The sequence below is a fragment of the Streptomyces sp. NPDC059169 genome, from assembly GCF_042755225.1.
In the GTDB taxonomy this organism is placed as follows: Bacteria; Actinomycetota; Actinomycetes; order Streptomycetales; family Streptomycetaceae; genus Streptomyces.
Genome location: NZ_JBHZCF010000001.1, coordinates 390,178 through 403,098 on the forward strand (window position 1 = coordinate 390,178; position 12,921 = coordinate 403,098).

General features: G+C 72.7%; 10 protein-coding genes. 6 read left to right on the forward strand and 4 right to left on the reverse strand.

The window, feature by feature from the left end; all coding sequences use genetic code 11:
• The first annotated feature begins 131 nt into the window (after positions 1–131).
• Positions 132–809: a hemolysin III family protein gene (locus ACFXOM_RS01735; RefSeq protein WP_384932934.1), complete on the forward strand. Its 678-nt coding sequence runs from the start codon at positions 132–134 to the stop codon at positions 807–809.
• Positions 810–1,054: 245 nt separating this feature from the next.
• Here ACFXOM_RS01735 and ACFXOM_RS01740 read toward each other — a convergent pair whose 3' ends face one another.
• Positions 1,055–1,714 (reverse strand): TetR/AcrR family transcriptional regulator, encoded by a 660-nt coding sequence (locus tag ACFXOM_RS01740; RefSeq protein ID WP_384932936.1) that lies wholly within the window; start codon positions 1,712–1,714, stop codon positions 1,055–1,057.
• Positions 1,715–1,991: 277 nt separating this feature from the next.
• Between ACFXOM_RS01740 and ACFXOM_RS01745 the strand changes: the two genes are divergently transcribed.
• Both ACFXOM_RS01745 and ACFXOM_RS01750 read left to right on the forward strand, forming a co-directional pair.
• The gene (locus ACFXOM_RS01745; protein ID WP_384932939.1) at positions 1,992–2,651 is read left to right on the forward strand and encodes a DUF5701 family protein; all 660 of its coding nucleotides are present in this window, start codon (positions 1,992–1,994) and stop codon (positions 2,649–2,651) included.
• 70 nt (positions 2,652–2,721) lie between these two features.
• Positions 2,722–3,351, forward strand: coding sequence for a TetR/AcrR family transcriptional regulator (locus ACFXOM_RS01750; protein WP_384932942.1), 630 nt, complete (start codon positions 2,722–2,724; stop codon positions 3,349–3,351).
• A gap of 172 nt (positions 3,352–3,523) precedes the next feature.
• Here the strand turns inward: ACFXOM_RS01750 and ACFXOM_RS01755 are convergent, their stop codons facing one another.
• Entirely contained in the window at positions 3,524–5,563 is a 2,040-nt protein-coding gene (locus ACFXOM_RS01755; protein ID WP_385036735.1) for a thioredoxin domain-containing protein, read from the reverse strand.
• Between the two features lie 237 nt (positions 5,564–5,800).
• On the opposite strand from ACFXOM_RS01755, the gene ACFXOM_RS01760 reads away from it, so the two are divergent.
• From ACFXOM_RS01760 to ACFXOM_RS01770, 3 genes are all read left to right on the forward strand, one after another.
• Complete coding sequence (locus ACFXOM_RS01760; RefSeq protein WP_385036737.1) at positions 5,801–6,367, forward strand: Uma2 family endonuclease; 567 nt, start codon at positions 5,801–5,803, stop codon at positions 6,365–6,367.
• Between the two features lie 433 nt (positions 6,368–6,800).
• Entirely contained in the window at positions 6,801–7,898 is a 1,098-nt protein-coding gene (locus ACFXOM_RS01765; RefSeq protein ID WP_384932947.1) for a ferritin-like protein, read from the forward strand.
• Positions 7,899–8,532: 634 nt separating this feature from the next.
• Positions 8,533–9,138 carry a response regulator transcription factor gene (locus ACFXOM_RS01770; protein ID WP_384932950.1) on the forward strand — a complete coding sequence of 202 codons (606 nt, stop codon included), beginning with the start codon at positions 8,533–8,535 and terminating at the stop codon, positions 9,136–9,138.
• Positions 9,139–9,192: 54 nt separating this feature from the next.
• On the opposite strand, the gene ACFXOM_RS01775 is transcribed toward ACFXOM_RS01770, so the two are convergent.
• Together ACFXOM_RS01775 and ACFXOM_RS01780 are read right to left on the reverse strand one after the other, a co-directional pair.
• On the reverse strand, positions 9,193–10,935 hold the full coding sequence (locus tag ACFXOM_RS01775) for an ATP-binding cassette domain-containing protein (protein WP_384946006.1): 1,743 nt from the start codon (positions 10,933–10,935) through the stop codon (positions 9,193–9,195).
• A gap of 107 nt (positions 10,936–11,042) precedes the next feature.
• On the reverse strand, positions 11,043–12,842 hold the full coding sequence (locus ACFXOM_RS01780; protein ID WP_385036739.1) for an ABC transporter transmembrane domain-containing protein: 1,800 nt from the start codon (positions 12,840–12,842) through the stop codon (positions 11,043–11,045).
• Between the last annotated feature and the right edge of the window lie 79 nt (positions 12,843–12,921).

Below are 12,921 nucleotides of genomic sequence, written 5' to 3' on the forward strand. Positions count from 1 at the left end.
GTAGCCGCTCATCCGGTGCCGACCGTACTCATCTGATCATCCGTGCCATCTGCCCATATGTCCAGAGGACCTCTCACGTGAGCATCACCACTCGGGGGTTTTGCCTACGGGCGCGTAGGTAGCATTCCGCCATGAACGCAGCCGCGCCTGATGTGACCGAGTCGGAACCGCTGCCACTGAAGCCGAGGCTGCGGGGGTGGCTGCACGCCGGCATGTTTCCTGCGGTACTCGTTGCGGGAATCGTCCTGACGGCACTCGCGGATTCGACGCGCGGCCGGGTCGCGTGCGGCATCTACGTGCTCACCGCCTGCCTGCTCTTCGGAGTGAGCGCCCTCTACCACCGGGGCGATTGGGGTCCACGCGCCACTGCCGTACTGCGCCGGCTCGACCACGCGAACATCTTCCTGATCATCGCCGGTACGTATACCCCGCTGACGCTGCTCCTCCTCCCCGACTCCACCGGGCGGGTACTCCTGTGGGCGGTCTGGGCGGCAGCGGTGGCGGGGATCGCCTTCCGGGTGTTCTGGGTCGGCGCCCCGCGCTGGCTCTACACGCCGTGCTACATCGCGATGGGCTGGGCGGCGGTGTTCTTCCTGCCCGACTTCATGCGCAAGGGCGGCATCGCGGTACTCGTGCTGGTCATCGTCGGCGGGCTGCTCTACAGCGCGGGCGGCGTGATCTACGGGATCAAGCGCCCGAACCCCTCACCCCGGTGGTTCGGCTTCCACGAGGTCTTCCACTCCTTCACGTTGGCCGCCTTCGTCGTCCACTACGTGGGGATCTCCCTGGTGGCCTACCAGCACTCCTGAGCGGTACGACGCCCACGGCGCCGACCGGCTCCCATCCGGCGCCGGGTCGCGAGGCGTCACGGAGCCGCGCCGGGGACGGCGCCAGGGGGGCCGCAGCCACGAGCAGCGGGCCCCGCGCGGACGGGCAGGCCGTCGCGCCCGGATCGCGACGGTCCGGTACGCGCGCCCCACGGGATCGTGAGGGCCGAAGTGGTGCGCCGACACCGCCGCCGCTTGTGCCCGGGAGGCATCCGGGGGCCGCGTGACTACGCCCGGGCGTAGTCGGCCAGAGCGGGCTCCAGGAGGGCGAACGCCCGGGATACCTCCCCTTCGAGGACCGCGGCGATCTCCGCGTTGCCGCGACCCGCCAGGGTGAGGTCCTGGATCCGCTGGAACAGGACCCGGTGCACGCCACCGAGCAGGGCGGCGGCCGTTCGCGGGACGACGTCGGCGGGCGAGGTCCCGGTGGCTTCGGCGAGAGCGGCGGCGAGGGCGTCCTCGCGCCGGTCGTGCAGAGTGCGCAGACATACCGAGAGCGTGGGGCTCTCCGCGACCATGCGACTGAACTCCAGCCCCGCGAAACCGGTGACCGGGTCCTGCGCGGCGACCGCCGACAGGCAGGCCCGGCGCAGTGCCGAGAACGCCGACTCACCGGGCTCCCGGACGGCGACGGCCGCGGCCAGGCTCGCGACGAACCGGTCCTGGTGGTCGAGCGCCAGGTCCTCCTTGCGCGGGAAGTAGTTGGTCACGGTCTTCTTGGCGACACGGGCGGCGTCGGCGATCTCGGCGATGGTGGTGCGTTCGAAGCCCTGCTCCATGAAGAGCCGGGTCGCGTGGTCGGAGATCAGTTGGCGCGTCTCGCGCTTCTTGGCCTCGCGCAGGCCCATGGCCGCGGCGTCAGCCATGGCGTTCGGCTCGATACCCATGAGCAGATCTTACCCTCGACATACTTTTACCTTGACACCCGACGTACGCTCTGCGTATTTTTATATTCGTTGTAAGTTTTAGCGCTGGAACGTTGACGCCTCCTCGTCCGTTCCGCGCGCCCGCACCCACGGAGGCTCGTTGCCGAACGTCCCCGTCCGCACGGCACCCGCACGATCCCGGGCGGTCGACGGCCGCACCGGAGCACCAGCCGCCGGACCACACCGCCGGACCCCCGCGGCCCCCGAGCCGCGCACGACGAAAGGCACCCACTTGACCGTGACGACGTCCTTCGACGCGGGGGCCGAGTTCGACCGCCAGGTCCGCACCCTGACCGACCTCGGGTACCCGGCGTTCGCCGGCCTCGCCCCGGAGCGGTTCGGCTCCGCGCTCGCCCCGCTGCGCGCCCTCGCCGTGGCGGCCGGGGGCGGCCCGTGCGATCCCGGTACGGGCAGGGTGTCGTTCGTGTTGGTCGTCACCCGGACCCTGGCGCCGATCGAGATGACGATGCCACGGACCGTCCTCCACGGCGGCCAACTGCCCGGGTTCGTCGACCGCTCCTTCGAACCCGGTGCCCTCGAACGGTTCGTCACCACCGAGGAGGTCCGGCTCCCCCGCCGGGACGCGTACCTGCTCTTCGACGTCGAGCGCGGTGAGGAGTTCTGCGGAGTCGTGCCGAACGACGCCATGAAGACCGTCGCCGCGAGGGACCGCACCCTCCTCACCATCGAGGAAGGCATCGCCCTCCTCACGCACTTCCCGCAGGTGCTGGTCAAGAACAAGTGCTTCTCCCTGGGCGGTTCGCGGTGCGGTGACCGCAGGGTCCCCGCACTCTGGATCAGCAACAAGGCACCGAAGCTCGGCTGGTGCTGGGAGGGGAATCCGCACACCTGGCTCGGCATGGCCTCGGCCGGGAGCAGGGCCGCGGAGTTGGGGTAGGGGCGCGCGGGGCAGCCGACGACGCCCCCACAGGGCCCTGACGAGCGGGCGGTGCCGGACAATGGCGATCATGGCCGCCGCACCGCAGACGTCCCCCGATACGCATCAGCCGCCGTTGGGCCTGCGGGAACGCAAGAAGCTCAGGACCCGCACCGTCATCCGCAGGGCCGCTCACCGACTGATCGACGAACAAGGGTACGAAGCGACCACCGTCGAGCAGATCGCAGCGGCCGCCGAGGTCTCCCCCTCCACCGTCTTCCGCTACTTCCCCACCAAGGAGGACATCGTCCTGGCAGACGGTGCCGGCGCGGTGGCGGCCGTGGAGACGGCGCTCCGGGAGCGGCCCGCCGGTGAACCACCGCTGGAAGCCCTGCGGTCCACCCTCACCCGGGCGGTAGGGGCCGCCCTGGAAGACGCACGCGAGGAGGTGGCACGGCGCGCCCTGCTGCTGGTGACGGTGCCTGCCGTGCGCGCCCGGGCAGCCGAGATCGCGACCGCGACCTCCCGGCGGCTCTCCCGGGTCCTCGCAGAACGCAGCGGCCGGGCTCCGGACGACCTGGCGGTGCGGGTCGTCACCACCGCCGTGCTCGGCGCCCTGTTCGAAGCGACGGTCCACTGGGCGGAGCACGACCGGCACGACGACCTGGTCGTGCTCCTGGAACACGCCCTCGACGCGCTGGGGAGCGGGCCCGCACGGTGATGGATCAAGGGGCCCGTCACCGACCCCGCATCACCTCATCGCGCGCCTCGTCCACCGGGTCGGCCCGGGCGCATCCGGACGTCGGGGCGCGGCACCGAGAACCGCCCCCGGAGCAGCACGGCCCGTCGGGAGCTCACGGCGCCCCGATGCGGGCCGGACCAGTGGGCACCGGTCAGCCGCCGGGCCTCAACTGCTCCTGCAAGGAATCCGCATCGGTGACCGGCGCAGTGCACACGAAGTGCCGGCAAACGTACGCCGCGGGCCGGCCGTCCACCAGCGGACGGTCCTGAAGCAGCGGGAACTCCCCACTGTCCGGTCGGCCGGCGGCGACCACGGCCCCCGGGGCCGTCCCCAGCAGCGCCGTCCGGTGCAGTTCCCGGGCGCCCCGGTCGTCCTGCGGCCCCACGACCGCGACCTCCCGCGGTCCGTCGAGCACCGCCTCGGCGACGGCCAGCCCCCAACCGACGAACCGGGGCACACGCGGGCCCAGCGCCTTCACCACGCCCAACGACTGCTCCGCAGCGGTGCGGTGGGTCTGTGACCCGGTGTGCGCCGCGTACGAGAGCAGTGCGCCGGCGGCCGCGGTCCAACCGGACGGGGCGGCATTGTCCGTTGGGTCCTGGGGCCGCCGGATCAACTGCTCGGCGTCATGGGCGGTGTCGTACAACTGGCCTGCGGGACCGGTGAACTTCTCCAGGACGATGTCCAGCAGGAAGCCTGCGAACTCCAGCCACGCGCCCTCGCCGGTGACGGACGCGAGCGTGAGGAAGCCCTCGGCGACGTCCCCGTAGTCCTCCAGCACTCCGGCGTGGGTCCCCCTGCGGCCGTCCCTGGACGTACGGGCCAGCCGGGCGCCGTCGTCCATGTGCAGCCGTACGAGCAGGTCGGCGGCCTCGGTCGCCCGCTCCACCAGGTCCGGCCGGTCGAAGAACCCACCGGCCTCGGCGAGCGCGGCGACCGCGAGTCCGTTCCACGCGGCGACGATCTTGTCGTCCCGCCCGGGCCTCGGCCGTTCCTCCCGCGCAGCCGCCAGCCGCTCCTTGATGCGCGCGACCCGCTCGGCGTCGGCCGGGCCCGCGTCCTGCGGGAGCCTGAGCACGGAGGCGCCCCCCTCGAAGGTCCCCTCCTCGGTCACCCCGAAGTACCGTGCGGCGAAGGCGGCGTCGCCCTCGCCCAACACCTGGGTCAGCTGTGCGGGCGTCCATACGTAGAACGCCCCCTCCTCGTGCGTGCCGTCGCCCGCGTCGCTGTCCGCGTCGAGCGCCGACGCGTAGCCGCCCTCCGGCGTCCGCAGCTCGCGCACCATGAAGTCGGCGGTCTCCAGGGCCACCCGCCGGGCGAGGTCGCTGCCCGTGACCCGCCACAGGTGGGCGTACGCCCGGCAGAGCAGCGCGTTGTCGTACAGCATCTTCTCGAAGTGGGGGACCAGTGGTCCACCAGCCCTCGGCGTGAGGACGTACCGGTGGAACCCGCCCCCCACCTGGTCGTACAGGCTCGAACGGGCCATCGCGCCGCACAGCCCCTCCGACATCTCCAGCGCCCCCACGGAACCGGCCCGTGCGTGGTGGCGCAACAGGAACTCGATCACCATCGACGGCGGGAACTTGGTGTCCCCCTCGAACCAGCCGGTCGAAGGATCGATGTCCCGGGTCAGTTGGAGGAGTGCCAGGGCCTGGGTCTCCTCGGTGGGCATCTCGGCATCCCCGATACTCAGCTCGCGCTCGGCAAGGTCCCGAGTGATCTTCCCCGCGACCTCTCCCACCTCGTCCCGCCGGCTCGTCCAGGCGTTGTGCACGCCGTCGAGCACTTGGCGGAAGGACGGCATGCCGTGGCGGGCCTCGGGCGGGAAGTACGTGCCGAAGTAGAAGGGCTCCCCGTCCGGCGTCATGAACACGGACATGGGCCAGCCGCCCTGCCCGGTGGCCGCCTGCACGGCCTCCATGTAGACCGCGTCCACATCGGGCCGCTCCTCACGGTCCACCTTGACGGGCACGAAGTGCTCGTTCAGGTACGCGGCGGTGGCGTCGTCTTCGAACGACTCGTGGGCCATGACGTGGCACCAGTGACAGGCGCTGTAGCCGACGCTCAGGAACACGGGGACGTCGCGCCGCCGGGCTTCCTCGAACGCCTCCGGCGTCCAGGGCCACCAGTCGACCGGATTGTCAGCGTGCTGAAGCAGATAAGGCGAGGTCACACCAGCCAGCCGGTTCATGCGGCCCAGCCTCTCACAGCGCCTGGCGCGACCGGGTGAAACCCTCACGCGCCCGCCTCGCTTGGCCGCATTGCACTTGTGGGCCATCACGTGGCGGGCGGCTCCTCTCCCTCGGGGTGGGTGTCGGACTTTTCCGGCGTTCGTCCGAGTCGGGCGGTCCGGCACCGCGGAACAGTGGGCTGGGCGCAGCAGCGCTGGACCCGCCGAGGCTCCTCGAATCCTCGAAGGAGGTACACCATGGCCGCCGAGATGGTGGCGCCCGCGTGGATGCACACGCAGATCAGCGCGGAGCAGTACGACTCCTGGTCCGAGGAGCAGTGCGCCGGCATCGAGATCGTGGACGGGATGGTCGTCGTGAGTCCGAGCGCCTCCAAACGGCTGGGCCGGCTGGCGCGGATCCTGGCCAACTCCCTGGACGCAGCTGCAGGCCCTGACTGGAACGCGGACACGGACTTCGACGTCCGCCTGCAGGACGTTCCGCTCACCAACCGTCGCCCTGACGTCATCGTCTACCGGGCGGAGACCATCGACCTCACACCTACCCGCCCCGAGCATGTGCTCCTGGTCGTCGAGGTCGTGTCGCCCGGTTCGGAGACCACCGACCGGATCGTGAAGGTGGACCAGTACGCCAAGGCCGGCATCCCCTTCTACTGGCGGGTCGAGCAGGCCGCCACCGGGGTCCCGATCGTCTACACCTACGTCCTCGACCCCGCCACCAGGGCTTACAGGGACGGCGAGATGTTCACCGGCACGGTGAAGGCCACTGCACCCTTCTCCATCACGGTCGATCTTGAGGTCATGTAAGGACGGAGAGGTCCCGCTTTCGCCGTCTGACCGATAGCGCTCGGATAGTCGCTGTTCGCGAGCGATCGGAAACACTCCCCACCTTCGGGCTGGACGCACCACCCTGCGGATACGCAGCCCTCGTGGAGCGCAGACGCGGACTCTGCCTCATCGACAGCCGGTACGGGCCAGCGGGTGCCGCCCCGCCGACGACGGATCGGCGCGTGCGTCGAAAGGCCGCCCCGCACGTAGTCGGATGCAGTCACCCCCGAGTTCCCTGGCGTCGGCCGATCGCATGGGAGGTCGCGTCGTTCGGTGCGGGCACCCCGGCGATGCCGAGCAGGATTGCTAGTTTCGCGCACCGAGCTCGAACCGAGGCCCGGTACTGCCGGCACGTTGGGAGGCTGCGGTGGCGCATACGAGAGGAGCTGCCGAGGGAGAGCCTGGTCCCCCCGTGCGACGTCGCAGTCTCCTGGCTTCGGCTGCGCTGGCGGCCGGCGCGCCGATGTCGCTCGCCTCGTGCGCGCACACGGCGGGGCAACCGGGACCTGGTCGGCATGCCGCGCCGCAGCACGGTGCGGCCGCCCGCCTGGTCGCCGTCCCCGAGGCGAACCGCGACGTCGATTGGCTCAGGTCAGCGCTTCAGGTCGCCGTACAAATCGAGTTCTCCACCATCCCGCCGTACCTGTGCGGCTGGTGGTCCGTCAAGAACCGGAGGTCTGCTGCCGCACGGCTGATCCAGCGCATCGTCCTCGACGAGATGTACCACTTCGGCATCGTCTGCAACCTGCTGGCGGGCCTGGGAGGACGGCCACGGATCAGGGAATCGGCACCCGAGTACCCCGGCCCGTTGCCCGGCGGGGTGCATCCAGGCGTCGACGTGTACCTGGCCGGCTTGAGCAAGCCGCTCGTTCGGGACGTCATGATGGCCATTGAGGCGCCCGCGGCACCGCTCACCGGAAGCGCGCACGACCCCCTCAGCATCGGCCTCTTCTACGAGGAGTTGCTGAAGGCGTTCCGGGCCGTGGCGCCGGACCTATCGGGGCACCGACAGATGCACCACCGCATCGGAGAGAACCTGCTCAGGCCGGCCCGGACCCCCGAGGACGTCGAGCGTTCGATCGACATCATCAAAGACCAGGGGGAAGGCACCGCGACGTCACCGGCCGATGGCCAGGGAGACGGTCACGTGGCCCACTACTACGCCTTCGCCGAGATCTACTACGGCCGCCAGCTGCGCGAGACCGACGGCGAATGGCACTTCACCGGACCTCGGGTGCCGTTCCCCGATGCGCGCCCCATGGCCAGGGTGCCCGCGGGCGGATGGCATCGACCGCCCGCCGAGGCCCAGCGACTCCTCGACGACTTCGACTGCACCTACACGGGGCTCCTGGAGGGACTCGACACCGCGTGGAGAGAGGGCGACCGGCGCAGCCTGCACGTGTCGGTGCGGCGCATGCAGAGGCTGGAGACTCCAGCCGTGGCGCTGATGGAGATCCCGATCCCCGGCACCGAGGAGACCTACGGCCCCCAGTTCCTCCCGGGCGGATGAGCCGGGCGCCCGGACGCTTTCCCTGTCGCCGGGTAACCAGCCCCCGGTTGAGCCGGGTTGACGACCGGCCCGCACCGAAGCGGGCGGGCGCGTCCCACCGCGCGGCCTCCGTCACCGTCCCCTCCCCAACCCACGTGCGCATCCGCCGGGTTGGAGGCGCCTTCGGAGCGGACGGGGCGCCTGACTCGACGGCGTGCCCGGGCAGCCGGCGGCCCTGCGGGGCGTAGACCTGGGGCGTAGACCTGCGGGGCGGAAGACGTTCGACAGCCGGAGGGCGAGCAGGAAACCGCCGCGAGCCCCGATCGCGGACGACCGCTCCGGTGCGCACTGCTCGCGTCCGCTCGACGGCTCCGGACCCGTCCCGCCGGCCGCGCCGGGGACCGCTCCCGTGATCGCCGGCGGGAGACGTATCCGGGGGTGCGCCCGTTTGCCCGGGGACGCGCCGGGCATGCGCGAGCGGCGCGGGCGCACGGCGGCACCCATGCGCACGCAGGAGCGCACTCCTGCCACGCCGTGCGCTCCCCTACCTCCCGCTGACCGAGTACCTGCGCCGCGAGCGGGGAAACGGCTTGGAGGAGTTGACGGGAAGTGTTCGGTGGACCACCGGCCGGGCACGTGCGGGGAGGGGACGGGTTTGATACGGGTCCTGCTGGTGCACGACACGAGCCTGGTGCGGTCGGCGCTTGCTGCGCTGCTCAGAAAGGAGCGTGATCTGGAGGTCGTGTCGACTTCGTGGTCGGGCGCCTCTGGACGGGCACAGGAACTGCGCCCGCACGTCTGCGTCGTGGACGTCGACTGCCCGGGCTCGACCAGGATCGGCACGATGGCCGAACTCGCCCGGCGCATGACCGGGAAGGGTGCCGCACTGCTCGTGCTCGGGAGCGGCTCGAAGCCCGGCCCGCTGCGCCGCGCCTACGACACGGGAGCCCACGGGTACGTCAGCAAGGACTCCGGGCCCCAGCGATTACTCGACGGCATCCGACGGGTCGCCGCGGGCGAGCGGTTCATCGACGCCTCGCTCGCCTTCGGCTTCCTCCAGGCCACCGAAATGCCCCTGACAGCACGAGAGTTGAGCGTGCTGAAGCTGGCCGCCGACGGTGCGTCCGTCCCGGAGATCGCCTGCAGTCTCCACCTGTCGCCGGGCACCATCCGCAACTACATGTCGGCGATCACCCGCAAGACCGGGGCACGCAACCGGGTCGACGCCATACGGATCTCCCAGCGCGCGGGTTGGGTGTGACCCCGAGGCGGCGAGGAGCACCCGGGCGTGCGCATCGCGCCCGGGTCACGACCGTCAGGACCGCCAGTGCCCCACGAGGTCCCGGTACAGCTCCGACCGGCCGAGCAGTTCCCCGTGCGGTCCGGCTTCGGCCCGTACGCCGTCCAGGACCAGTACCCGGTCCGCCCGCAGCGCCGAGCTGATGCGGTGGGCGATCACCACGAGTGTGCCCGGCCGATCGGCGAACGCCCGCTCGGCACGCGCCTCCGCCGCCGGGTCCAGGTGGCATGTCGCCTCATCGAGCAGGACGAGCCCGACCGGCGAGAGATGGGCACGGGTGAGCGCCACCAGTTGCCTCTCGCCCTGTGAGAGGGACGGCGGGTCGACGTGCCCGTCCAGCCCCCCGAGCCGGTGCACGACGGGGGCCAGCCCCACGGCCTCCGCGGCGTCCTCCACGGCTGCGTCGGTGGCCCCGTCCGGGCAGAGGTAGACGAGGTTCTCCCGCAGGGTGCCGCTGAACAGGTAGGCCTCCTGCGGTATCAGGACGCGCTGTCGGGCAGCCGCGTGAGGGACGCCGTGGGGTGCGGGCACCCCGTTGATCCGCACCTCTCCCGCGTCGGGCACCAGCAACCCGGCCGTCAGGGCGAACAGGGTGGACTTCCCGATGCCGCTGGGACCGACCACGGCGAGGTGCTCACCCGGCTCGACGACCAGGTCGAGGCCGTCCACCACCGGGCTCGCACCGGGGCCGTAGGCGAACGACACGGAACGGAACTCCACCCGCGCGGACGGGGTCGGAGCGGCCGCGGGGACACGCTCCCGAGCGGGCGGGGGGACGGTCACCGGGGCGGCCGGGCGGGGTCGGGTGCCCGTCGGCCCGTCGGCTCCCTGCGTGAGGTGGTCCAGGATCACCAGCAGCCGGGTGCCCGCCGCCCCGAGACCGGTCATCACGGTGTGCAGGGCCGGCAGCAGCGACTGCGTCAGATAGGTCAGCGCTCCGAGGAGCGCACCGGCGCCGACCCCGCGCTCCAGTAGCCAGGGCGCCGACGCCAGCAGCAGCACGACCGGGAGCTGCCCGGCCACCGCGAGCGCGAGGGTGCGCACCGCCGACCAGCGGGCGAGCGAGCGCGCCGCCCGGGTCTGGGTGTCGATCAGCTCCTGCGCCTGCGCGGTGATCCGGTCCTCGGCGCCGCACGCCGTGATGTCCCTCAGGCCCGCGGTGACGGCGCCGAACCGCTGGGCGAGCGCCTCGTCCGCGTGCAGGAACTCCCTCTGTCGCGCGGCCATCGGCCGCAGCGCCGCGGCGAACAGGGCCAGTCCGAGGAGCAGCGGCGGAAGCACGACGAGCAGTAGCGGCGGAGCCAGGGCCGCGAGGCCGAGCAGCGCGCCCGCGGCCGTGAAGACGAAGGACCTGGCCACCAGCACGAGCCCCGCGAAGCCGTCCCGGGCGGACTCCGTCTGGTGAGTGAGCCGTGACACCGCGGTGCGATCGACCGCCCCGCCCGCCCCCGCCACCGCGTGCTGCAGGGCCGAGGTGACCACCCGGCGCACCAGGCCGTCACGGAGCGGCTCCACCAGGTCCGCGAGGTGGCGGAACACCCGGCCGACTGCCGTGCCCCCCGCGACGATCGCCACGGCGGCCACTGCCGACCAGGCGAGGCCGACTCCGGGGCGACCGGCGAGGAACCCGCCGTCCAGCGCCCTGGCCACTCCGTACCCGCCGAAGAAGGTCTGCACGGACTCCAGCAGGGACCAACCGGCCAAGCCGAACAGCGCACGGCGTCGCGCGGCGAGGAAGGGGCGCGCTCGGGAGAGCACCCGGCGCAGTGCACCTCGCGAGGGGTGTTCGGTCCTGCTGTGTCCGGCTCCCGCCCCGGGCGCCGCACGGACGGCGGGACACGCCGCTCGGACGCGGGCGCGGGCCGTCACCGCACCGCCCTCCGGGGGTCGTCGCCCGCCTCCCTGACGTCGCCCCCGTTCGATTCGGCGGCGAACACTTCCCGGTACGCCGCCAGTTGCCACAGCTGCTCGTGCCGTCCGACGGCCCGCACCGTGCCGCCCTCCAGCCAGGCCACGAGATCGGCGCGGGCTGCGGACGACGCGCGGTGCGCGACCACCAGACGGGTGCCGCTCCGGACGTCGTGCAGGAGGGCGCGCACGACGTGGCGTTCGGTGGCGCTGTCGAGGCTCGACGTCGCGTCGTCGAGTACGAGCAGCCGTCCGGCGTGCGCGAAGGCCCGTGCCAGCCCGAGCCGTTGCATCTCCCCTCCGGAGAGGGGCGCCTCGTCGAGCGCGCTGCGGTACCCCTGGGGGAGCCGGCGTACGAAGGCGTCCGCCCCGGCCGCGCGGGCCGCCTCGGTCAACCGGGGTGCGTCCGGCTCGTACGGGCCGAAGGCGATCGCCCCGGACACCGTCTCACCGAACAACGCCGGGCGTTCGAAGGCGTAGCCGACCTCGCGCCGCAGTGTCCGCCGGCCGAGTTGGGCCAGCGGGACCCCGTCCAGCAGGACCTGCCCGGCGGCCGGGTCCGCCAGCCGGCCGGCGACCGCGGCGAGTGCCGTCTTGCCCGCCCCCGACCGGCCGACGACGGCGAGGGTCGTGCCGCCGGGAACCACCAGGTCGATCCCCTGCAGCACGGTGCGTCCGTCGTGGACCACGGTGACGTCGCGGAACTCCAGCCGTCCCGGACCGTTCGGGGGCAACTCCCGACTCCCGTACTCCATGGCCTCCCCCGAGACGAGCTCGGCCGTGCGGCGGGCCGCTGCGCGGCTGCGCAGCAGGGCGGCGAGCTGTCCCACCACCGCGCCGAGCCCGCCGGCCAGGGCCGCGTAGCGCAGGACCGCGAGCAACTCCCCGACGGTCAGCTCGCCGGCCGCGAGTCGCAGACCGCCGACGGCGAGAACCGCGGTCTCCAGCAGCGGCAGCAGGACGGTGCTGCGGGCCACGGCCCGGCCGTACACCCGCCACACCTGGCGCCCTCGCGCGTCCAGTTCGGCCATCGGGGCGAGGATGCGGGTGCGTTCCCGCTCCTGCGTGCCCGCGGCGGCGATGGTGCGGGCGCCGCCGAGCGCCTCGACGAGCCGCGCCGCGATGTCCCCCTGCGCGCGCTGGTAGCGGGCGACTCCGGTGGAGGTGTCACGGCTGAAGGAACGCAGCAGCAGGAGCAGCGCGGGGGCGCCGGCCACGAGGACGGCGGCCGTCCACGCGTCGATCAGCGCCAGTGCCACCAGCCCGCCGGCCGGAAGCACGAGGGACGGCAGGGCTGCCGCCGCGGCGGCGGGCGCGGCGGCGGCTTCGGTCACGTTGCCGGTGAGCCGGGTCACCAGGTCACCGGAGGTGAATCGTGCTGCGCCGGGCGGGCCGGCGGCCAGCACATGGCGCAGGGCCCGACGACGGATCCAGCCGGCGGACCGCGCCGTGACCGTGCCGACGAGCAGTGCGGTAGCAGCCTCGCAGAGCACGTCGGCGGTGAGCAGTGCCGCGCAGAGCACCAGCCACGGTCCGGTGTTCGCGGCGCCGGCAAGGAGCAGGTCGAGGGTCCGGCCCAGGGCCGCCGGCAGGGCGACCGCCGCGCCCGCCGCCGCGAGGCCGCACAGGGCGATGGCCGAGGTCCGCACGGCCGAGGCCCGCGCGGCGCCGACCAGCAGCGCCCGGGCGCCCGTCGCCGCCGGCGCGCCGGCGGACCGGGGGCGGGGCGTGGCGGTGGTGGCCGGACTCCGGCTCATGGGCTTCCCCGTTCGTCGAGAGCGGGACCGGATGTCGACGTGGTCCCGCAAGCGGCACGGTCCCGGGCGATGGACGCCC